The following is a 21,821-nucleotide window of genomic DNA, read 5'->3' as shown; positions in this document are numbered from 1 at the left end:
AACAAGGGGCGAATGGTAACAGCCTGGGGGATATCTGGAAAACCGAGGCGCGGCCATCGCAGGCAAGCCAGCTCCCACATTTTGACCGCGTTCACAGATCAATTTGGGAGCCGGGCTTACACGCGATGGGGCCAGCCCAATCAACGCAAATCAAACAGCCAGCAGGCGCTCACGCAACTTGCCAATCTCATCACGCGTCTGCGCCGCCGCTTCAAACTCCAGATCCCGTGCCAACTGGTACATCTTCTCTTCCAGCTGTCGAATCCGCTTGGTGATCTCACTCGGTGAGCGCAGTTCGTTCTCGTACTTGGCGCTCTCCTCGGCGGCCTTGGCCATGCCCTTGCGCTTCTTGCTGCGCGAGCCGGGGACGGTGGCGCCTTCCATGATGTCGGCAACGTCCTTGAACACACCTTTGGGGGTAATGCCGTGTTCCAGGTTGAACGCGATCTGCTTGTCGCGACGACGCTGGGTCTCGCCAATCGCACGCTCCATGGAACCGGTGATGCGGTCCGCATACAAGATCGCCCGCCCATTGAGGTTACGCGCCGCTCGGCCGATGGTCTGGATCAGCGAGCGTTCGGAGCGCAGGAAGCCCTCCTTGTCCGCATCCAGGATCGCCACCAGCGACACTTCCGGCATGTCCAGGCCTTCACGCAGCAGGTTGATCCCCACCAGCACATCGAAAGTGCCCAGGCGCAGGTCGCGGATGATTTCCACGCGTTCCACGGTGTCGATGTCCGAGTGCAGGTAACGCACGCGCACGCCGTGGTCGGCCAGGTAATCAGTCAAGTCTTCGGACATGCGCTTGGTCAGGGTGGTGACCAGCACCCGCTCTTCCAGGGCCACGCGCTTGTTGATTTCAGAGAGCAAGTCGTCGACCTGGGTCAGCGCCGGGCGAATTTCGATTTCCGGGTCCACCAGGCCAGTGGGACGTACCAGTTGCTCGATGACGCGGCCCGCGTGCTCGGCTTCATAGTTGCCGGGCGTAGCGGAGACGAAGATGGTCTGCGGGCTGATGGCTTCCCACTCGTCAAAGCGCATTGGCCGGTTGTCCAGCGCCGACGGCAGGCGGAAGCCGTACTCCACCAGGGTTTCCTTACGTGAGCGGTCACCCTTATACATGGCCCCCACCTGCGGCACGCTGACGTGGGATTCGTCGATCACCAGCAAGGCGTCCGGCGGCAGGTAGTCATAGAGCGTCGGTGGCGGCGCCCCGGAGTCACGGCCCGACAGGTAACGCGAGTAGTTTTCGATGCCGTTGCAGTAACCCAGTTCCAGGATCATCTCCAGGTCGAAGCGAGTGCGCTGCTCCAGGCGCTGGGCTTCCACCAGCTTATTGTTGGAACGCAGGTATTCCAGGCGCTCGGCCAGCTCGACCTTGATGCCCTCGATGGCGCCCATCAAGGTTTCGCGTGGGGTCACGTAGTGGCTTTTCGGGTAGAAGGTAAAGCGCGGCAGCTTGCGGATCACCTCGCCGGTCAACGGATCGAAGGCCGACAGGCTTTCAACTTCATCATCGAACAGCTCGATGCGGATCGCTTCCAGGTCGGATTCGGCCGGGTAGATGTCGATCACATCGCCGCGCACCCGGAAGGTGGCGCGGGCGAAGTCCATGTCGTTGCGGGTGTACTGCAGGCTCGCCAGGCGGCGCAACAGTTCGCGCTGGTCGAGTTTGTCGCCACGGTCGACGTGCAGCACCATCTTCAAATAGGTTTCCGGGCTGCCCAAGCCGTAGATGCACGACACCGTGGTGACGATGATCGCGTCTTTGCGCTCCAGCAGTGCCTTGGTGGCCGACAGCCGCATCTGCTCGATGTGGTCGTTGATCGACGCATCCTTCTCGATGAAGGTATCGGAGGATGGCACATAGGCTTCGGGCTGGTAGTAGTCGTAGTAGGAAACGAAGTACTCCACCGCGTTGTTGGGGAAGAACGCCTTGAACTCGCCGTAGAGCTGCGCCGCCAGGGTTTTGTTTGGCGCCAGCACCAGGGTCGGGCGGTTGGTCTGGGCGATCACATTGGCGATGCTGAAGGTCTTGCCAGAACCGGTCACCCCAAGCAGCGTCTGGTGCGCCAGGCCGGCCTCGATGCCTTCGACCATCTGACGAATGGCTTCCGGTTGATCGCCGGCGGGTTCAAAACGGGTAACGAGCTGGAAATCCGACATAACGTACCTCGTGAAGTCACCCCAGACTCGACACCGCCAGGGACGAAATAGCTCAGCAACCCGCGATTAGTCATCGCAGGTTGCAGGAAAAAACCATGATAGCTGTAGAAGTGGTGTCGAATGTGACGGGTTTCAAGGCCGTCGTCCTACACGACCTTTCTCGCCAATGTTGCAATAAGACTAACGGTCAGCAAATAAACCGAAAAACATGGCCGAAAAGCCGTTTCCGTTGTCGCTCTCAGCCGTGATGGCCTCTATACTAGCTCCCCGTTTGTGCACCGCTCTAGTGCATTCGGCTGGAGCGCGACACGTCCCTCCCTTCCCCCATAGAGCTGCCGCAAAAATGAGCCTGTTCTCCGCTGTCGAAATGGCACCACGCGATCCAATCCTGGGCCTCAACGAAGCATTCAACGCCGATACACGAACCACCAAGGTGAACCTTGGCGTGGGCGTTTACTGCAACGAGGAGGGGAAAATTCCACTCTTGCGTGCCGTTGCCGAAGCGGAAGCCATTCGCGTGGCGCAACATGCCGCCCGAGGCTACTTGCCAATCGACGGCATCGTGGCCTACGACCAGGCCGTGCAAAAGCTGCTGTTTGGCGCTGAGTCGCCACTGTTGAGCGCAGGCCGTGTGATTACCGCCCAGGCCGTGGGCGGCACTGGCGCGCTGAAAATCGGCGCCGACTTCCTCAAGCAACTGCTGCCCAACGCCGTCGTCGCCATCAGCGACCCAAGCTGGGAAAACCACCAGGCGCTGTTTGAAAAAGCCGGTTTCCCGGTGCAGACCTACCGCTACTACGACGCCGCCACCCACGACGTGAACCGTGCCGGCCTGCTCGAAGACCTCAACGCCCTGCCGCCACAGTCCATCGTGGTGCTGCACGCTTGCTGCCATAACCCGACCGGCGTCGACCTCAGCCCGGCCGACTGGCAAAACGTGCTGGACGTGGTCAAGGCCAAGAACCTGGTGCCGTTCCTCGACATGGCCTACCAGGGCTTCGGCGATGGCATCCACGAAGACGCCGCCGCGGTGCGCCTGTTCGCTGAGTCGGGCCTGACCTTCTTTGTATCCAGCTCGTTCTCCAAGTCGTTCTCGCTGTATGGCGAACGCGTAGGCGCGCTGTCGATCGTCAGCGAGTCCAAGGAAGAAAGCGCGCGCATCCTGTCTCAGGTCAAGCGTGTGATCCGCACCAACTACTCCAACCCGCCGACCCACGGCGCAGCCATCGTCGCCGCCGTACTCAACAACCCGGAACTGCGCGCCCAGTGGGAAGCCGAACTGGCCGAGATGCGCCTGCGCATCCGTGGCATGCGCGAGCAGATGGTGGCCGAACTGGCCAAGGCTGCTCCAGGCCATGACTTCAGCTTCGTCGGCCGCCAGCGTGGGATGTTCTCCTACTCCGGCCTGACCGTTGAGCAAGTCACCCGCCTGCGCACCGAATTCGGCATCTATGCGCTGGATACCGGTCGCATCTGCGTGGCGGCGCTGAACCAGTCGAACATTGGTGCAGTGACCAAGGCGATTGTCCAGGTGCTGTAAGAGAGCACACGTTATACGAAGGGGGAAGCCAATGGCTTCCCCCTTTTTATTGGCGAACGCACTAGACTGAACACCGACTGCCCCCTTGCTGTGAGAGCTTTATGAGAAACGACGACCTGGATCTGCGCGCCGACCGCGACGAACTGCACGACTACGCCCCACGCGCACCGCAAGCCAAGCGCCAGAAGAGCTTGGTGCTGCAGGTAGCGCTGGGAGTATTCCTCGGTGGGTTGGCGTTATGGCTGGTACAACTGGGCGCCACGGCAATCATGGCCAAACTGGCCATGGGCACCCTGCAATTTGGTGGCTGACCCGCTCTCCTGTAGGAGCGAGCTTGCTCGCGAAAAACCCAAAGACACCGCGTTCATCCAGAATGCCCGCGTTATCGTTAACGGTCTTCGCGAGCAAGCTCGCTCCTACAAAACCCGCGTTCTTCCAGCAGTTTTACAAAGCTGTTCAAACTCTGCGACACCGTGCCCCGCCGCCAGATCAGCCAGGTATTCAAGATACGGAACGTGTCGGGCAGCGGCCACACGCTCACCGCCGCACACCCCGGCATACTCTCCAGCATACTGCGCGGCATCAGCGCCAGCCCGGCCCCGGCGCTGACACAGGCCAACATGCCGTGGTACGACTCGATCTCGAAGATCCTGCCGGGCACCGCGCCATCCTGTGAGAACCAGCGTTCGAAGTGATGCCGGTACGAACAGTTGGAACGAAACGTATAGATGTTCTCGCCATTCACATCCTGGCCGCGGGTGATCGGCGCGTGATGCAGCGGCGCAATCACCACCATCTCTTCCTCGAACACCGCCACACCCTCCAGCGTGGAATGCAGCACCGGCCCGTCGACAAAGGCCGCCGTCAACCGACCCGACAGCACGCCTTCGATCATGGTGCCCGAGGGGCCCGTGCTCAGGTCCAGCTCGACCTTGGTGTATTGCTGGTTATACGCCGCCAATAATGCCGGGATACGCACCGCCGCCGTGCTTTCCAGCGAACCCAAGGCAAACGCGCCCTGGGGCTCCTCCCCCGCCACCGTGGCGCGAGCTTCCTGCACCAGATCGAGAATACGCCGCGTATAGCCGAGGAAATTCCACCCGGCCGGGGACAACCGCAAGCGGCTCTTCTCGCGGATAAACAACTCCACGCCCAAATCCTGCTCCAGTTGCTTGATGCGCGTGGTGAGGTTCGACGGCACCCGATGAATCAACTGGGCGGCAGCGCTGATGCTGCCTTGCTCGGCAACGGCCTTGAAGATTTCCAGCTGCACCAGATCCAAATCATTCTCCAATCATGCACATGATCGTTCCCACGCTCTGCGTGGGAACGCTGCCTCGGACGCTCCGCGTCCGATCGTTGGCGCGACGCGGAGCGTCATGGGATGCATTCCCACGCAGAGCGTGGGGACGATCTAACATTCTCGAATTGAGAACATATTACTTATTATTATTCAGTTTCCAGAAAACATACAACACCGTACGCTGGCCCTATTCCACTCATTCAGCCGGACGGTGCCATGAACAATGTTATCTCCCACCAGACCCACGCCCTGTCGATCAACCCCGCCAACGGCGAAACAGTCGGCAGCTACCCCTACGAAAGCGCAGAACAACTGAACGCCGCCCTCGCCCGCTCGACCGATGCCTTCCGCACCTGGCGCCGCACGCCTGTGAGCCAGCGCGCCGAATACCTGCTGGCCCTGGCTGCCGCCCTGCGTGAGCAAGCTGAAGACATGGCGCAAATGATCACCCTGGAAATGGGCAAACCCATCGCCCAGGCCCGGGCCGAAATCGAAAAATGCGCGCAACTGAGCGAATGGTACGCCGCCCACGGGCCGGCCATGCTCGCCCCGGAGCCCACCCTGGTGGACAACGGCAGCGCCCGGATCGAATACCGCCCACTGGGCCCGATCCTCGCGGTAATGCCGTGGAATTTCCCGGTGTGGCAAGTGCTGCGCGGCGCGGTGCCGACCCTGCTCGCCGGCAACACCTATGTGCTCAAACACGCGCCAAACGTGATGGGCAGCGCCTATCTGATCCAGCAAGCGCTGCGTAAAGCCGGTTTCGCTGAAGGCGTGTTCGAAGTGATCAACGTCACCCAGGAGGGCGTGTCCGCTGCCATCGCCGACCCACGCATCGCCGCTGTGACCCTCACCGGCAGCGTGCGCGCAGGCATCGCCATCGGCTCACAGGCCGGGGCCGCATTGAAGAAATGCGTGCTGGAACTGGGTGGCTCCGACCCGTTTATCGTGCTCAACGACGCCGACCTCGACGCCGCCGTGCAAGCCGCGGTCATCGGCCGCTTCCAGAACAGCGGCCAGGTCTGCGCCGCCGCCAAGCGCTTGATCATCGAAGCGGGCGTGGTTGAAGCCTTCACCGCCAAATTCCTTGAAGCCAGCCGCGCCCTGGTGATGGGCGAGCCCACCGCGGACGCCACCTATATCGGCCCCATGGCGCGCTTTGATCTGCGTGACGAACTGCACGGCCAGGTCCAGGCGACCCTGGAAGAAGGCGCCACGCTGCTGCTGGGCGGCCATAAAGTCGCGGGCGCGGGCAATTACTATGAACCGACCATCCTGGCCGACGTCACCGACCACATGACGTCGTTCAAACAGGAACTGTTCGGCCCCGTGGCCTCGATCATCACCGCCCGCGACGCCGAGCACGCCGTGGCGCTGGCCAATGACAGCGAGTTTGGCCTGACCGCGAGCATCTTCACGGCCGATTCCGCAAAGGCGCGGGCGATTGCCGATCAGTTGGAAACCGGCGGGGTCTTTGTCAACGCGTTCAGCGTGTCGGACCCGCGGGTGGCATTTGGCGGCGTGAAGAAAAGCGGGTTCGGCCGCGAGCTGTCGCACTTCGGCGTACGCGAGTTCTGCAATGCGCAGACGGTATGGCTGGATCGTAAGTAGCCTGCCAGCATTGGCGCTTCAACAATTAATATGCCGTCGCACGCACTGCACCAAACCGTCCAGTGCCGGGGGATTCACCGGCGCGAGTACACAGACTGTGTGCTCGCGCTCGCCCTCCGCTACTGTCAGAGTGTAATGCACTCGACCTGGGTTGCCAGGCTCGGGATCGGTGCTTTGCGGCAACTTGAAAAACTCGGATGCTTCAATCAGTTGCCGCAACTCCTGCTGGTCGGGCTCGGGCAACGTATCCAACTCCACCGTACGCGGCTTGGCCAACCCCGGAAAAAACGCTGGTCCGCCGCTTTCCTTGATTGAAATTCGCATGGCTGTTCCTCGCCGCACAGGCGGCTTCGTCAAACGTTGATACCCACCGCTTTCCAGCCTTCCTTGACTGCCTTGTGCTCAGCTTTGTTCACACCATAAAGCTGGCCGGCAATATCATGGGTGATGCGCGCAAAACGCAAAAACCCGGAATTGGGTCGCAGCCGCGAATCGCGCAGTGCGTCATACCAGATACGCCCGGCACGCTCCCAGGCGAACCCGCCAATCCGGGTGGCCACCTGATAGAACGCGTGGTTGGGGATGCCGGAATTGATATGCACCCCGCCATTGTCCTCGTAAGTTTGCACAAAATCATCCATGTGCCCAGGCTGTGGGTCTTTGCCCAGCAGCTTGTCATCAAACGCAGTGCCTGGCGCCTTCATCGAGCGCAGCGCCGTGCCCTTGATCTTTTTGGTAAACAGCCCCTTGCCGATCAACCAGTCGGCGTCCTCGGCCGTTTGCTTCAGCGCGTACTGCTTGATCAACGAGCCAAACACATCCGACAACGACTCGTTCAGCGCACCGGACTGGTTGAAGTACATCAGCTTGGCCTCATCCTCGGTCACGCCATGGGCCAACTCATGTCCAATAACGTCGAGTGCCACGGTGAAGCGGTTGAACAACTGCTGGTCACCATCGCCGAACACCATCTGGGTCGAATTCCAGAAGGCATTGTTGTAGTCCTGGCCGAAGTGCACCGTGGCGTCCAGCGCCATGCCCGCATCGTCGATAGAGTTGCGGTCGAATACCTGGTCAAAAAAATCGAAGGTGGCGCCCAGGCCGTCATAGGCTTCGTCTACTGCGGCATCGCCACTGGCGGGCTGCCCTTCACCGCGAATCAGCTTGCCGGGCAGGCTGTCGGTGTTTTCGGCGCTGTAGATCGAGCGTTGCTTCTCGGCGCCCACGGCCAGTGCCATGCGGGCCGGGCCCTTGGCGGGTACCGCGACCATGCGCAACGAGCGGAACGTGCTGTCCTTGGCACGCGTGCGTAATGCGACTTCCCGTTGGGCTTTGTCGCCGTGGCGGGCGATCTGGTCGAGCATGTACGGCGGGATCAGGCAAAAAATCGGGTTGCGCGGTTGGCGAACACACATGAGCTGGCTCCTTTTTGGCGTGTGATGAACGTCCGGGTAACGGTTTTCAGGATAGTCCTGAGTTAGCCACCTGGGCCAAATTGTCATGGTTTTGTGTTTCAGTGGTGTTTATCCCAGGCCCATAAGGAACATGCCCATGCCCGCCCGCGCAGCCAACATCGACCTTTCCCACCGCCCAAGGCTTGCCGACCTGCGCCCATTGGTCGCGGCCAGCCCCACCCTGCTGGAAGCCAGAGCCGCGACGCCGCGCGTCACCGCGGCCAAGGACCTCAAAAACCGCGCTGGCTATGCCGACGACTTCCTCAGCGACTTCGTGGTGCCATGGCCCACGGTTGACCAGCCACTGGCGGGCGATGTGCAACCCAAGCGCCTGGACTACACGCACTTCTCCATCACAATGTCGCGCGCTCGACGACTGGCGCTGTACGTGGGGGTGAATATCGATGGCGCCAAGCATGTGGACATCACGCGCAGCAACGACACCTGGGCCTACGATGGTCGCCTGCCCCTGGATGCGCAGGTAGGTGAAGACCTTTATGCCGGCAATGGCCTGGACCGCGGCCACCTGGTGCGGCGCCAGGACCCCAACTGGGGCGATGAGGCCAACACCGCCAACTTCGACACCTTTCACTTCACCAACTGCTCGCCACAGATGAGCGGCTTCAACCAGAAGACCTGGCTGGAGCTCGAAGACTACATTCTCGACAACACCCAGCGCTGGAAAGCTCGCGCCACGGTATTTACCGGACCAGTGTTCGCCGATGACGACCGACTGTACCGTGGCGTAAAAATCCCCAAGGCGTTCTGGAAAGTAGTGGCCTACCTCAGCGACGAGGGCAAGCCGTCCGCCAGCGCCTACATGATTGACCAGAGCCGCGAGCTGGGCCAACTCGACCTGGTATTCGGCCCGCTTCGAACCTACCAGCGCAGTGTGATTGCGATCGAACAACTGACCGGCATCCGCTTCGCCAACCTGGCCGACTACGACGGCTTCAGCAACGAAGAGCGCGCCACAGGCACCCGGATCGAAGCGCTGATCCGCGGCCCCCAGGATATTCGGCTCTGACGCTTCTTTTGTAGGAGCGAGCTTGCTCGCGAAGCACCTGAGAACGCCGCGGCGCATCAGGCTCCCCGCGTTATCGTTAGCGACCTTCGCGAGCAAGCTCGCTCCTACAGGGGGTGATCGCTTACCATACCGCCGCCGGTTCCCGTATGGGACTAACAGGGAATTCGAAACGCCGCACGCGACGTGAACCGAAACTGCCCCCGCAACTGTAGATGCCGAGCCTGCCCTTGAATGCCACTGGACCACGTCCGGGAAGGCGGGGCATGGCGACGACGCATCAGTCAGGAGACCTGCCGGCCCAGCTAACTCACTAACCGGCGGGGTGTCCGGGAAGGACATCCTGGCCCTGCGCATCAGCAGCCTCCATGGGCGTATTTCCGAGCCGTACCTCCCCTGCTGCACCTACGGTTCACAAGGAGATCGCCTCATGCTGCCACGCGTTACCGCCCTGATCGCAGGCTTGGGTATGTGTGCCCTGGCGCAAGCCGCGCCCACTCAGTACCCGCTGACCCTGCAAAACTGCGGCAGCACCCTGACCTTCCAGCACGCCCCCGCCCGCAGCGTTACCATCGGCCAGGCCGCCACCGAGATGCTGTATGCCCTGGGCGTGGGCGACAAGGTGGTCGGCACTTCGCTGTGGTTCAACAACGTGGCGGCGCAGTACAAGGCCCAGGACGATCACATCGAGCGCCTGGCCAACAACGAGCCCAGCTTCGAAGCCGTACTCGCCAAGCGCCCGCAACTGGTGGCCGCCGAGCTGGAATGGGTGGTGGGCCCCCAAGGCGTGGTCGGTACCCGTGAGCAGTTTCATGAACTGAAGATCCCCACCTACCTGTTGCCGTCCGATTGCGAAGGCAAGGACAACCTGGTCGGCGCCGACGGCACGCGATTGGAGCCCTTTCGCATCGAGACGATCTACCAGAGCCTCCAGCAACTGGCGCAGATTTTCGACGTGCAGGATCGCGGCCAACAACTGACCGACGAACTCAAGGCGCGCCTGGCCAAGTCCGTCGCCACGGCCCAGGGCAAGGGCTTGCAGCAAGCCAGCGCACTGGTGTGGTTTTCCAGCGCCGAAATGGCCAGCGACCCTTACGTAGCCGGCCACAAAGGCGTGCCGCAATTCATGCTGCAAACCCTTGGCTTGCGTAACGTGGTGCAGTCCGATGAGGAGTGGCCTGCCGTCGGCTGGGAAACCATCGCCAAGGCCAATCCCACCTTCCTGGTGATCGCACGCATGGATCGCCGTCGCTACCCGGCCGACGACCATGAAAAGAAACTCGCCTTCCTGCGCAGCGACCCCGTGACCCGCAACATGGACGCGGTGAAGAACAACCGCATCATCATCCTCGACGCTCTGGCCTTGCAGGCGAGCCTGCGCACCTTCGAGGGCCTTGAACAACTGGCGGCCGCCATTGACGGCTACCACCTGGGCCAATGATGCGCACCCTACTCGCCCTGGCGTTGCTGCTGCTCGCCCTGCTCGCTGGCGTCGCCATCGGTGAAACCGCCATAGAACCGCAGGTGGTGCTGCAGGTGCTCGCCAATAAACTCTGGAGCGCCGGCTACGTACTGGACCCCATCGACGAAGGCGTGGTATGGAACTACCGCCTCACCCGTGCATTGGTGGCCGCAGCTTGCGGCGCAGGGTTGGCAACGTGCGGCGTGATCCTGCAATCGCTGCTGCGTAACCCGCTGGCCGACCCGTACTTGCTGGGCATCAGCGCCGGCGCGTCAACCGGCGCGGTGCTCGTTGCCTTGATCGGCGTGGGCGGTGGCCTGGTGTCGTTATCGGCGGGCGCGTTTGTGGGGGCGATGGCGGCCTTTGCGCTGGTGACGCTGCTCGCACGGGCCAGCGGATCGTCCAGCGGTACCGGGCAGATCATCCTCGCGGGCATCGCCGGTTCACAGTTGTTCAATGCCCTGACGGCCTTCCTGATCACCAAGTCGGCCAGCTCCGAACAAGCCCGCGGCATTATGTTCTGGCTGCTGGGCAACCTCAGCGGCGTGCGCTGGCCGTCGGTGTGGTTGGCGGTGCCGGTGGCGGTCGTGGGGCTCGCGGTGTGCCTGTGGCACCGGCGTGCACTGGATGCGTTCACCTTCGGCAGCGACTCGGCAGCCTCCCTCGGCATCCCGGTGCGCCGCGTGCAATTTGTGCTGGTGGCCTGCGCCGCGCTGGTGACGGCGGTGATGGTATCCATCGTCGGCTCCATCGGGTTTGTCGGCTTGGTGATTCCCCATGCGGTGCGCCTGTTGCTTGGCACCGGGCATTCGCGCTTGCTGCCGGCCAGCGCCTTGGGGGGCGCGCTGTTTTTGATCGCTGCGGACGTGCTGTCGCGCACCTTGATCAAGGGCCAGGTGATTCCGGTGGGTGTGGTCACCGCATTGGTGGGCGCGCCAGTGTTTGCGCTGATCCTGATCGGCCGGAGGAATGCGCGATGAGCGTACTCAGTTGCCGCGGCCTGGGCTTCAAAGTGCGTGACGCGCAGTTGCTGCGTGACATTGACCTCGACGTGCAGTTGGGTGAAACCCTCGGTATCGTCGGGCCCAATGGTTCAGGCAAATCCACCCTGCTCAAATTGCTGGCCGGATTACGTGTGCCGGCCAGCGGCGAAGTTCGCCTGGGTGGCAAGCGGCTCGGTGAATTGTCGCGCCGCACCATCGCGCAAAAGCTGGCGGTGGTGGAGCAACAGGCCGACACCGACGACGCCATCCGCGTGTTCGACGCCGTGGCCCTGGGCCGCACACCGTGGCTGTCGGCATTGAGCCCGTGGTCGCGTGAAGACGATGCCATCGTGCACCAGGCCCTGCATGACGTAGACGCCACCCACCTGAGCCAACGCGCCTGGCGCAGCCTCTCGGGTGGCGAACGCCAGCGCGTGCACATCGCCCGCGCCCTGGCGCAACGCCCACAGATTTTGTTGCTGGATGAGCCGACCAACCACCTGGATATCCAGCATCAACTGGCAATTCTCAAAGGCGTGCAAGGCTTGCCCGTGACCACCTTGATTGCGCTGCATGATCTGAACCAGGCGTTGACCTGTGATCGCCTGGCCGTGCTGGATCGCGGGCAACTGGTGGCGCTGGGCGCGCCGCTAGAGGTGCTGACGCCACAGCGCTTGCAGGAGACATTCGGGGTGCAGGGGCATTACCTGACGGACCCGTTCGACGGCGCGCAAATCCTGCGCCTGCGCTCCAACTGAACCTGTAGGAGCGAGCTTGCTCGCGAAAAACTTCCAGGCGCCGCGTTCATCCAGAAAACACGCGTTATCGTTGACGTTTTTCGCGAGCAAGCTCGCTCCTACAGAAGTTGGTGCATATGGGTTGTCTGCCAGATCGGGTCAGCCTCGGCATCCACCACCTCGAACCCCTGCCGCTGCCAGAAATCAATCGCACCGGGCAGAAACGGATGGGTGTGCAGGTACATCACCTCTACGCCATCCGCCCGCGCCAGCGCTTGCAGCGAGCGGTATAACCGGCCCGCCAGGCCCAAGCGTCGCACAGCCGTGAGCACATACAGGCGCACCACTTCCACTGTCTTGCGCCCCTGGTAGTTCAACTGCGGGAAGCGGCCGTCGTAGGGCCGATAAGCCACCGAGGCAACGATCCGGCCTTCGGCACGAGCAATCAAAAACCGCCCGCCGCCCTCAAGGTAGATGGCTTCAAACTGCGCCAGATCGTGGGGGACACCGGTGGCACTGAGCGTGGGAAACAGTTCATCACGCGCCTGCAAAGCAAAGCTCAGCACCTGGGGAATGTCAGCGGCCTGCACCGCATCAATGCTAACGCTCATCGCCAAGGATCCGGCCCGTTATCCACTGGCGAGCGTAAGCCAACACGCGATCAGCCATCGCCACCGGAAAGTGAATAAACCCATGGGCCGCTTCCGGCAGCAAATGAGCCTCCACCGTTGGCCATCGCTCGGCAATCAGCAGGGTGTCATCCTTGAGCGGGTCCAGTTCGCCCACGAACATCAACGCTGGCGGCAGCCCCTCAAAATCCCCATACAAGGGCGACAACGGTGGCTGTCGGCGCGTCTCGTCGCTGATCCCCGGCGTCAGCAGGCGCAGCGCCTGAACCATGCCCGGCCCGTCCAGCAACAAGGTGTCCGGCCCGGCCGTGCGCACGCTGGGGGTGCCGGTCAAATCGTAGACGCCGTAATACAACACCGCACCGCTTACCCGCTGGAGCAACTCGGGCCATTGCTTGAGCGCCAACAAAGTGGCCGCCGCCAGGTGCCCGCCGGCCGACTCACCGACAAAAAACACCGGCAGGCCGGCAAACTCCGGGCAGTCCGCCAACAGCCAGCGCGCAGCCGTCAGGCAGTCATCCAGCAGCCCTTCGATCGGCGTATCCACCGCCAGCCGATAATCCACCGACACCACCGCCACATCGCACGCGTTGACCATGCCAAGGTTAAGGTCGTCATCCATTTGCGCATTACCGATCACCCAGCCACCGCCGTGGATATCCAGCACCACGCCTCTTGGCGGGCCAGCGGGCCGCAGGATGCGCAAGGGGATCGCCCCGAGCATTTTGCGTTCCGCCAGCGGCGCCTTCTTGAAGGTCTGACTGGCACGCAGCAGCGCCTGGATCAGACGCGGCATCATGCGGTTGCGGACCTTGAAGCGCGGCATCCACGCCAGTTTGCGATTGAAGCGGCGCATCTGGGCCAGTTCGGGCTCGCTGGCAGGCCAATGCTGGTAGGCCATCAGCGATTATTACGCAGGATCGAGAAGTTCAACGCCGCGGCCACGCACAGCCATGCCAGATAAGGGAACAGGATCAGGCCGGTGATCAAATCCAGACGCACGGCCAGCACCACCATCGCTGCCACGGTGAGCCACAAGAGCACGATAATCACCATCCCGGCGAACAAGCGATGGGCACCAAAGAACACCGGCGTCCACAGGGTATTCAACGCAATCTGCGCCGCCCACAGGGCCAACACCATTTCGCTGCCGGGGATCAGGGTCAAGCGGTAACCGGCCCAGGCCAACAGCAGGTAGATGATCGTCCATGCCACCGGGAACAGCCAATTAGGCGGGGTGAAGCTGGGCTTGACCAGGGATTCGTACCAGGCGCCGGGTTTGAAGATCACGCCAGTGCTGGCGGCGGCGCCGCAGGCGAGCAGGAAGATGAAAAAGATCATGGTCGGTCCTTGAGGTCCAGTGGATGGAAAACAGTACACTGCTTTTAAGTGACTCGAACAACCGCGGATAAATTCAATGGGGGCGGCAAAATACCCGCGCTTCTACGCGTCATGAAAATTGGTTATGGTCGGCAACATCCAGCACCGTTGCCCGAGACATCCCCTTGCCCCAGCTTGCCGATCACCGCAGCCGCCCCTGGTCAGTGTTCCTGATCTTCCTGCGCCTGGGCCTCACCTCCTTCGGCGGGCCGATTGCGCACCTGGGTTATTTTCGCCAAGAGTTCGTCACCCGCCGCCGCTGGCTCAGCGAGCGCAGCTATGCCGAACTGGTCGCGCTGTGCCAGTTCCTCCCAGGCCCGGCCAGCAGCCAGGTCGGTATCGCGTTGGGCCTGTCCCGCGCAGGTTACCGGGGCGCGGCGGCAGCCTGGGCCGGGTTCACCTTGCCGTCGGCCATCGCCCTGATCCTGTTTGCCCTGGGGCTGGCCCACTACGGCAGCGCCCTGCCCCCTGGCGCGCTGCACGGCCTTAAGGTGGTCGCCGTAGCCGTGGTGGCCCAGGCCGTGTGGGGCATGGCGCGCAACCTGTGCCGAGGCGTTTTACGGGTGGCGTTGATGTTGATCGCCGCCTGCGTGGTGGTGGTGCAACCCTCCGCCTGGGCTCAGGTCGGGGTCATGGTGGTCGCAGGCGTGGCTGGCCTGCTGTTGTTCAAGCCCGAGAGCAGTGCCGAGCCCGACGCCCTGCCCATCGCCATCAGCCGCCGCGCCGGAGCCCTGTGGTTGATGCTGTTTTTGTTGTTGCTGGTGGGTTTGCCACTCCTCGCCACATGGGCGCTCAACCCCACACTGGCGCTGGTGGACGCCTTCTACCGCACCGGTGCGCTGGTATTCGGCGGCGGCCACGTGGTGCTGCCGTTGCTGCAAGCCGAAGTGGTGCCCAGACAATGGGTAAGCAATGACGTCTTCCTCGCCGGTTACGGCGCCACCCAGGCCGTGCCCGGCCCGCTGTTCACCTTCGCCGCCTTCCTCGGCGCCTCCATGACCCACGCCCCGAGCGGTTGGCTTGGCGGAGTGATCGCGCTGCTGGCGATCTTCGCCCCGTCGTTCCTGCTGATCTTCGGCGCCTTGCCCTTCTGGGCCAACCTGCGCAGCAGCCCGCGCACCCAGGCCGCGCTCGTCGGGGTGAACGCGGCGGTGGTTGGCCTGTTGTTGGCGGCGCTGTACCAGCCGGTGTGGACCAGCGCGATTTTCAACGGGTATGACGTGGCGTTGGCGCTACTAGCACTGGTCGCGCTGATGGTGTGGAAACTGCCGCCATGGCTGGTAGTGATAAGTTGCGGCCTACTCGGCACGTTACTGTAGGAGCGAGCTTGCTCGCGAAAAACTCACAGGCGCCGCGTTTAATCTGAAGGCACGCGTTATCGTTAACGATTTTCGCGAGCAAGCTCGCTCCTACAGCATTGGGGCTCAGCCCGGCTCGACTATCTTGAGCCATGGCCAACGCGCCTGATAACTCCGGGCCTTGTGCAAAAACAGCTCCGGCTCCGGATGCAAAGGGTTGATACGCAACACCCCTTGCTCCACATCCTCCAATCCATAAGGCGCATACACCTCACCGCAAGCGATATCCAGCGCAATGCACGTACCCGCCACCAGGTAACGGTCAACCCCCTGCCGAGCCGAATGCAACTGCGGGTAAGGTCGGCCAAACCGCTGACCATACCAAAGGTGCACCCGCGCCTGATTCCTGACCTCCACATTCACCCCCAGGTCTTGGAACAGCCCCTGCGCCGCACGAATTACCGCGTCTTCCGCCTCGTAGGACAGGTCCTCGTCAAAGTAAAAAACGTCGTAATCCTTCACGCCCTGAGCCGCCGGCAGATTCGCCTGATGGTTCCACACCGCCTGGAACAAACAGCCCGCCGTGAGCATGCACTGCTGCACACCCAGATCCGGCAAGCGCGCGGTGAGTTGCGCATTGATAGGGTTGGCCATGGCCAATTCGAGCAGGGTGTCGACCGTCAATGTCATGTTCAGTCCTCCATAATCTGGCGCAACAATACCACCCCAACATGTCACTTCTGTAGGCGCGGGCTTTTAACACCGAAACGAATCAGAAGTTTGACGAAATCACCTCGCGCCCTGCGCACAACTCGGCGCGAAGCCGAACAAATGAAACCAACATGAAGAATGCCCCCACTTGCTTGTAAAGCAACTTTACGCAGCACTACCCTTACACGCCCTACCTCAGCTGCCCCCGCTGAAATTGATCAGGACACCGGCTAAATGGAGTTCGCCCCTTGCACGCTCCCAAAGGTGCGTATCGCAATACCTGCAACGCCTTTTCGCGCCAAAAGTATGAAGGCCGAGAGCGCTGCATAAATGTGTCTAACTTTAACGCCGAGCATCTAAACCCACACCGTTGATGACACCGGCGTAGTGCCGTCATCGTTTTCGGCGCAGATAGAGCGTAAAGGTCAATTCAAGGAGAATGACAGTGAAGTGGATGGATGATGTGCTGGACACGATCGACAATGCCCGAACCGAAGCTGAATTGTTGGCTCGGATCGTCAGCACGGCAAAACACCTGGGGTTCGACTATTGCGCCTATGGAATCCGAATCCCTATCCCCGTCACCCGCCCTAAAATCGTGATGAGCAATAATTTTTTGCCTTCATGGCGACAACGCTACGCCCACTGCAAATACATCGCCGTGGACCCGACGGTACAGCACTGCACAAAATCGACGATACCGATTGTCTGGGACGAGCAAATGACCCGGCAAAACCCGCAGATGTGGGAAGAAGCCCGTGGCGCCGGGCTGGCCCATGGTTGGGCGCAATCCTGCCTGGACGGCCGCGGCAGCGGCGGCATGCTGACACTGGCGCGCTCCAATGACCCTATTACGGCCCAAGAGCTTGCCGCCAATCAAAAATACATGCGGTTTTTGGTGCATGTGGCTCATCAGGGGTTCTTGCGCGTGCTGACGCCGCACTGGCAGTTACCGCAGGAAAAAACCCTGTCGCAGCGTGAATGTGAAGTGCTCAAGTGGGCAGCCGACGGCAAGACCGCCCACGAGATCGGTTTGATCCTCTCGCTATCGCGGGAAACCATCAAATTTCACCTGCGCAATGCAGGCTCGAAACTGGGCGTGCATAACTGCACCGCTACCGTCGTGCGCGCCACTTCACTGGGCTTGCTCGTCTGACACATACCTGATTGGCGCACCCCTGATGCGTTAATGCCGCTCAGTGTGAACAACAACAATAATACGCGCACCCTCACGACACACCTGCCCAAAAGAGCAGTACCTAAGTGTTCGATTATTCTGCCGAATGGCCCCTCGTTTTTTTGCCGAGGGTTCCTCATGTATATAACCACGGGTACGCGCCTGACATTACCGACCGAACTGTGGCAGGCCCTGTTGCTGTATCGCTATCGCGTATTTGTCGAAAAACTTGGGTGGCATCTGGACTGTGCGGTCGGTGAGGAACTGGACCAATTTGACCGCGACGACACGGTGTACGTAATCGCCCGTCAAGGCCCGCACATCGTCGGTGTGGCGCGGCTGCTGCCCACGCACAAGCCCTATCTGCTCAAGGAAGTGTTCCCCCAGGTGCTGGGTGGCCAGGCACTCCCTCATTCTGCGCACATCTGGGAAATTTCCCGGTTTGCCGCCGTCGACCTGCAACAACAGACCTTCACGGGCCACTCCCTGTCATCGCCCAACGCCGTGGCGCTGCTGCATGAAGTGCTCAAGGTCGCCGCTTGCCACAAGGTTCGCCAATTGATCACGGTATCGCCGCCGGGAATTACCCGCTTGTTGCGCAACGCGGGTTTCGACGCTCATTGCGAGGGCAAGCTGACCGTGATCGACGGGCACAAGATCATGGCCAACTGGATCAGTGTGCCGCCCTGCCTGGCTGATCGAGAAGTGGCCTGAAGCAGCGCAAATGGCCTGCCGCTGCGGGCAAGTCGGCCGAGCCGACTCCCCAAAAGGTTAGGTTACAACCTCAGGCGCCTGCTCTTAAATAACGCTGCATCGGCATTCCAACCGACTATAAATGGGACACACGATCTACATGAAAAAAGTCATTGTCATTTCTGGCCATCCTGATCTTTCGGTTTCCCGCGTCAATACCGCGATCATGGGCAAGATCAGCCAGCGTGGCGTCAAGGTCCATAGTCTGGCCAGCGCGGTGACGCCCACCGGGTTCGATATGGGTGCAGAGCAGGCATTGCTCAATGCCCATGACCGCATCGTGTTGCTGTTTCCGTTGTACTGGTATTCCTGCCCGGCAATCATGAAACAGTGGATCGATGAAGTCTTCACCCCCGGCTATGCCTACGCACGCGGCGGCGACAAGCTCAAAGACAAGGAATTCATGATCATCACCACGGTGGGTGCGCCCTCCACCGGCTACCGCGCTGGCGGGTTCAACCGTTACACCCTGGATGAATTGCTCAGGCCGTTGCAGCAGACGGTGGCGTACGTCAAAGGCATCTACCTGCCTGTAGTCGGGATTTACGAATCGGTGTTCATCGATGACGAATCAATCGACGTCACCGCTCGGAATGTCGCCGCACAAGTGATTGAGGACCAGGCCAGCGCCGACCAACTCTACGAGAACATGCTGTTGCAGGCCGAGCAGGCACAAATCGCGCTGCTGCAATAAGGTGCCCTCACGCATGAAGACGTCAAATAACCAGATCCCACCGTGCGCCAGCCTGGTGGCCGCGCGCAACGAGCTGGGTTTTCTGCACTCTGCCAGCGCACTCATCGACACCCAAGCCACGCCACTGGAACTGTACTGCCAGATGACTGCCGCGACGCCCGCCTGGCTCAAAGGCGCGTTCAGGTTGCGCGACAGCATCTCACAGCACTTTCACGTCGAGCGGATCGGCGGGTTCTCGGGTGTCACACCCCAGTGCGCCCCGGTGGTCGGCGAAAAGCTCGACTTCTTCACCATCGAAGCCATCAGCGCACAGAAGCTGGTACTGACCTCACGCGATACCCACCTGGCGGTCATGGTCTCGATCGATACACCTCTCACGCAACCGCGCTGCCTGCATATCACCACCTCCGTCAAGACCTACAACACGTTCGGCCGCCTGTACATGCTGCCGGTGGCGCCGGTACATGGGCTCATCATCAAGCGTTTGCTGTCCCGTCTCCCCCTACATTCCCCAACTCGCTCACTTGGAGATCGCAACTCATGAACAGCGCAGACTCAATTGACCCTCATCTGTTGCACAAAGACACACCCAGGGATGTATTGATCGGTCGACCCAGGCTGATTCTGCCCAGCTTTCTCAGTGCTTCGATCGGTGCCGACATACTGGCTGGCAACCCCCAGGATCAGGACCTCTTCAAACAGCTGTACCGTGCCCAAGACGGCCGGTATGTGCTGCGCCATCTGCCCCTGACCCTCAGTGCGGAACAGGCCGGCACACTCTCCACCTTCGAGATCCGCCTGGCTGACTTCTATACCGAGTGCGACGACCACTTCATCCTCACGGCTGAATTCATCCCCCACCAGGCCCAACGCTACCTGGCCCAGCATTTTCAAGGCGGTGATGCCCACATACCGCCCGACCAGGTAATGCGCATGATCGAATGCCTTGAGTCGCTCGCGCAGTGGGACAAGGCCAGGCAGGGCTCTTACCTGTTGATCAACGACACCAAGAATTACTACTTCTACAACAAACAGCACGAACATGTACCGGGCCTGATGTTGATCGAAGTGGCCAGGCAAGCCATGTACCACTACGTCTACAACTACTTGGGCCATCAGCGCGGTGCGGTTTCCATTTCCATCGAAGACTTGCGCATTTCCTTCAACGCCTACACCGAATCGGCTTACGAGGTCGAAGTCGTGGTGCAACAGACCCACGGCCTGAAGCGATCGCAACCCAAGTCCATCGACAAGTGCGCAAACTTCTATCAGAACGGCCGGCTGGTATCGCGTCTCTGGCTGCAAGGCGCAGTGATCAAATTACCGCTGTTCAAACGCATGCGTTCGTTGAACTACCCTCAGGATCACTGGTTCACCCCTTCCGATCGCTTGCCCAAGAACATCCTCGTGCATCACGCCGACAGTGCGCTGCAAGCCAGGCTGAGCCTGCTCTCGGTACTGGGCGTGCTGGTGACTCACCAGGCCGAAGGCATCAATTGGAGCACGGTCACGACCGTATCGCTGTATATCGAAGGGGGCGGCTTCCTCAGCCTGCCCGTTGCTTCGACTTGCTCCACCGGCGAACCCGACCAGCGCGTGCTGGTGTTCGACAAGCTGTCCAAGAGCCAGGCCAGCGAACTGCGTGAAACGATCAAGTGCCACTGCTTCTTTGCCGGGCAGATGCAATGGAACGCTGGCTCTTCAACTGACCCTCTGGCCCCCGAGCAAATCGTGGCATGAGGATCCTGCGCCCATGAGCTATGAGTTATCACAACGCCCACTGATGATCGGTCAGGGCGTTTCGCTGAAAAACCGCGTGTACTTCGCGCCGATGGGCATCGACCTGGCCACCTCGGACGGTTCTCTGTCCGAGGAAATGCTCAGTTTCTATCACCATGTGATCGACGGTGGCTGCGCCATGGTGGTGCTGGGCAACTCCTCCATAGCGCCCTCCACGCGCCTGCATGCGCGTGGCCTGTGCCTGCACAGCCATGCCAACGTGGAAAAGCTCGCGCCGCTGGTGGAGTACGGTCGCCAGCGGGACTGTCCAGTGGTGGTGCAGCTTCAGCATTACGGCGCCCAAGGTGGCACTCAGATCAGCGGCCAACCGCTGCTTTGCCCGAGCCGCAGTGCGTTATCCGGCAGCCGCGGCGCCGAGGCATTGGAGATGAGTGTCGAGGACATCGACGCCGTTTGCGATCAGTTTGCTCAAGCGGCTCTGCGAGCCAGACAGGCCGGCGCCAGGATGGTCCAGCTTCAGGCCTCCAATGGCTACCTGCTGAGCAGTTTTCTATCGCCCTGGACCAACCATCGCAATGACGCTTACGGCGGCAGCCCGCTCAAGCGAGCGCGGTTTCTGTTGGAAGTCATCGACCGCATTCACAGGGTTACCGCAGGAGAGCTGGAGGTTTCCGTGCGCCTGGGCATTGATGATTGCGTAGGCGCCGACGGGCAGCAACCGGAACTGCTCCAGGATGTGGTGGCTGCCCTGGAAAACGCCGGGACCTCGGCAATCATGTGCTCGATCACCATCAAGGAAACCTTCCGCTACATGCTGTCTGCCCATCCGACGATTCAGCAACAGTTCGTCGAAGGGGTACGCCTGATCAAGTCATTCACCTCGCTGCCGGTCGGCTATGCCGGTTTCATTGGCTCCCTGCAGGAAGCAGAAAATCAACTGCGGCTGGGTCACTGTGACCTGATCGGTATGAGCCGAGCCCTTTTTGCCGACAACGACCTGATCAACAAATCGCTCGCCGGCCATGAAGACAAGGTTCAGCAATGCCGGTTTGACGGTAACTGCTTTCGGGACAAGAGCAACCCGCAACTCGACCGGGTGTATTGCTGCGTGAATGAGCACTACAAGCGTCCCGCTCACATCCACTACGGAAATCAATAA

Annotated in this window: 22 protein-coding genes and 1 riboswitch; of the genes, 14 read left to right on the top strand and 8 right to left on the bottom strand. The window is 61.2% G+C overall.

Going from position 1 to position 21,821, the window contains the following annotated elements; all coding sequences use genetic code 11:
* Positions 1–150: 150 nt before the first annotated feature.
* Positions 151–2,166, bottom strand: a complete 2,016-nt coding sequence (uvrB, locus tag APH41_RS22705; RefSeq protein WP_003192575.1) for an excinuclease ABC subunit UvrB — start codon at positions 2,164–2,166, stop codon at positions 151–153.
* A gap of 343 nt (positions 2,167–2,509) precedes the next feature.
* Between uvrB and APH41_RS22700 the strand changes: the two genes are divergently transcribed.
* Positions 2,510–3,706, top strand: coding sequence for an amino acid aminotransferase (locus APH41_RS22700; RefSeq protein WP_034116881.1), 1,197 nt, complete (start codon positions 2,510–2,512; stop codon positions 3,704–3,706).
* A 101-nt stretch (positions 3,707–3,807) separates the two neighbouring features.
* Positions 3,808–4,017: a hypothetical protein gene (locus APH41_RS22695; protein ID WP_005789784.1), complete on the top strand. Its 210-nt coding sequence runs from the start codon at positions 3,808–3,810 to the stop codon at positions 4,015–4,017.
* Positions 4,018–4,094: 77 nt separating this feature from the next.
* On the opposite strand, the gene APH41_RS22690 is transcribed toward APH41_RS22695, so the two are convergent.
* Positions 4,095–4,988, bottom strand: a complete 894-nt coding sequence (locus APH41_RS22690) for a LysR family transcriptional regulator (RefSeq protein WP_054898576.1) — start codon at positions 4,986–4,988, stop codon at positions 4,095–4,097.
* Between the two features lie 237 nt (positions 4,989–5,225).
* Between APH41_RS22690 and APH41_RS22685 the strand changes: the two genes are divergently transcribed.
* Entirely contained in the window at positions 5,226–6,620 is a 1,395-nt protein-coding gene (locus APH41_RS22685; RefSeq protein WP_054921650.1) for an aldehyde dehydrogenase family protein, read from the top strand.
* A gap of 18 nt (positions 6,621–6,638) precedes the next feature.
* Here APH41_RS22685 and APH41_RS22680 read toward each other — a convergent pair whose 3' ends face one another.
* Positions 6,639–6,944 carry a protealysin inhibitor emfourin gene (locus tag APH41_RS22680; protein WP_054921648.1) on the bottom strand — a complete coding sequence of 102 codons (306 nt, stop codon included), beginning with the start codon at positions 6,942–6,944 and terminating at the stop codon, positions 6,639–6,641.
* 29 nt (positions 6,945–6,973) lie between these two features.
* Entirely contained in the window at positions 6,974–8,035 is a 1,062-nt protein-coding gene (locus APH41_RS22675) for a M4 family metallopeptidase (protein WP_054898578.1), read from the bottom strand.
* A gap of 136 nt (positions 8,036–8,171) precedes the next feature.
* Here APH41_RS22675 and APH41_RS22670 point away from each other — a divergent pair, with 136 nt between their 5' ends.
* From APH41_RS22670 to APH41_RS22655, 4 genes are all read left to right on the top strand, one after another.
* Positions 8,172–9,101 carry a DNA/RNA non-specific endonuclease gene (locus APH41_RS22670; protein WP_054921646.1) on the top strand — a complete coding sequence of 310 codons (930 nt, stop codon included), beginning with the start codon at positions 8,172–8,174 and terminating at the stop codon, positions 9,099–9,101.
* Between the two features lie 119 nt (positions 9,102–9,220).
* Positions 9,221–9,414: riboswitch (cobalamin riboswitch) on the top strand.
* A 114-nt stretch (positions 9,415–9,528) separates the two neighbouring features.
* Positions 9,529–10,539 carry an ABC transporter substrate-binding protein gene (locus tag APH41_RS22665; RefSeq protein ID WP_034126223.1) on the top strand — a complete coding sequence of 337 codons (1,011 nt, stop codon included), beginning with the start codon at positions 9,529–9,531 and terminating at the stop codon, positions 10,537–10,539.
* The gene (locus APH41_RS22660) at positions 10,536–11,540 is read left to right on the top strand and encodes an iron ABC transporter permease (protein WP_054921644.1); all 1,005 of its coding nucleotides are present in this window, start codon (positions 10,536–10,538) and stop codon (positions 11,538–11,540) included. Before APH41_RS22665 ends, APH41_RS22660 begins: the two co-directional genes overlap by 4 nt.
* Positions 11,537–12,301 (top strand): ABC transporter ATP-binding protein, encoded by a 765-nt coding sequence (locus APH41_RS22655; protein ID WP_054921643.1) that lies wholly within the window; start codon positions 11,537–11,539, stop codon positions 12,299–12,301. The genes APH41_RS22660 and APH41_RS22655 overlap by 4 nt, the downstream gene beginning before the upstream one ends.
* A 98-nt stretch (positions 12,302–12,399) precedes the next feature.
* Here APH41_RS22655 and APH41_RS22650 read toward each other — a convergent pair whose 3' ends face one another.
* From APH41_RS22650 to APH41_RS22640, 3 genes are read right to left on the bottom strand one after another with little or no spacing between them, the layout of a single operon-like run.
* Positions 12,400–12,891 (bottom strand): GNAT family N-acetyltransferase, encoded by a 492-nt coding sequence (locus tag APH41_RS22650; protein ID WP_054921641.1) that lies wholly within the window; start codon positions 12,889–12,891, stop codon positions 12,400–12,402.
* Positions 12,881–13,810 (bottom strand): alpha/beta hydrolase, encoded by a 930-nt coding sequence (locus APH41_RS22645; protein WP_054921639.1) that lies wholly within the window; start codon positions 13,808–13,810, stop codon positions 12,881–12,883. Before APH41_RS22645 ends, APH41_RS22650 begins: the two co-directional genes overlap by 11 nt.
* Positions 13,810–14,250 carry a TspO/MBR family protein gene (locus APH41_RS22640; RefSeq protein ID WP_054898584.1) on the bottom strand — a complete coding sequence of 147 codons (441 nt, stop codon included), beginning with the start codon at positions 14,248–14,250 and terminating at the stop codon, positions 13,810–13,812. Before APH41_RS22640 ends, APH41_RS22645 begins: the two co-directional genes overlap by 1 nt.
* 164 nt (positions 14,251–14,414) lie before the next feature.
* Between APH41_RS22640 and chrA the strand changes: the two genes are divergently transcribed.
* Positions 14,415–15,608, top strand: a complete 1,194-nt coding sequence (gene chrA / locus APH41_RS22635) for a chromate efflux transporter (protein WP_054898585.1) — start codon at positions 14,415–14,417, stop codon at positions 15,606–15,608.
* A gap of 105 nt (positions 15,609–15,713) precedes the next feature.
* On the opposite strand, the gene APH41_RS22630 is transcribed toward chrA, so the two are convergent.
* Entirely contained in the window at positions 15,714–16,277 is a 564-nt protein-coding gene (locus APH41_RS22630) for a nucleotidyltransferase family protein (protein WP_034126216.1), read from the bottom strand.
* A 460-nt stretch (positions 16,278–16,737) separates the two neighbouring features.
* Here APH41_RS22630 and APH41_RS22625 point away from each other — a divergent pair, with 460 nt between their 5' ends.
* The 6 genes from APH41_RS22625 to APH41_RS22600 all read left to right on the top strand — a co-directional run bounded on the left by APH41_RS22625 (position 16,738) and on the right by APH41_RS22600 (position 21,821).
* Positions 16,738–17,454, top strand: a complete 717-nt coding sequence (locus APH41_RS22625) for a LuxR family transcriptional regulator (protein WP_054898586.1) — start codon at positions 16,738–16,740, stop codon at positions 17,452–17,454.
* 159 nt (positions 17,455–17,613) lie between these two features.
* On the top strand, positions 17,614–18,189 hold the full coding sequence (locus APH41_RS22620) for an acyl-homoserine-lactone synthase (RefSeq protein WP_034126215.1): 576 nt from the start codon (positions 17,614–17,616) through the stop codon (positions 18,187–18,189).
* A gap of 139 nt (positions 18,190–18,328) precedes the next feature.
* Positions 18,329–18,922 (top strand): NAD(P)H-dependent oxidoreductase, encoded by a 594-nt coding sequence (locus APH41_RS22615; protein ID WP_052199940.1) that lies wholly within the window; start codon positions 18,329–18,331, stop codon positions 18,920–18,922.
* 13 nt (positions 18,923–18,935) lie between these two features.
* A complete protein-coding gene (locus tag APH41_RS22610; protein WP_054898587.1) occupies positions 18,936–19,466 on the top strand; it encodes a DUF2867 domain-containing protein in 531 nt (176 codons plus the stop codon).
* Positions 19,463–20,662 carry an AfsA-related hotdog domain-containing protein gene (locus APH41_RS22605; protein WP_054898588.1) on the top strand — a complete coding sequence of 400 codons (1,200 nt, stop codon included), beginning with the start codon at positions 19,463–19,465 and terminating at the stop codon, positions 20,660–20,662. The genes APH41_RS22610 and APH41_RS22605 overlap by 4 nt, the downstream gene beginning before the upstream one ends.
* Before the next feature lie 13 nt (positions 20,663–20,675).
* Entirely contained in the window at positions 20,676–21,821 is a 1,146-nt protein-coding gene (locus tag APH41_RS22600; RefSeq protein WP_054898589.1) for an NADPH dehydrogenase, read from the top strand.

The organism is Pseudomonas sp. NBRC 111138, assembly GCF_001320835.1.
In the GTDB taxonomy this organism is placed as follows: Bacteria; Pseudomonadota; Gammaproteobacteria; order Pseudomonadales; family Pseudomonadaceae; genus Aquipseudomonas; species Aquipseudomonas paracarnis.
This window is presented reverse-complemented; position numbering and strand designations above follow the sequence as displayed.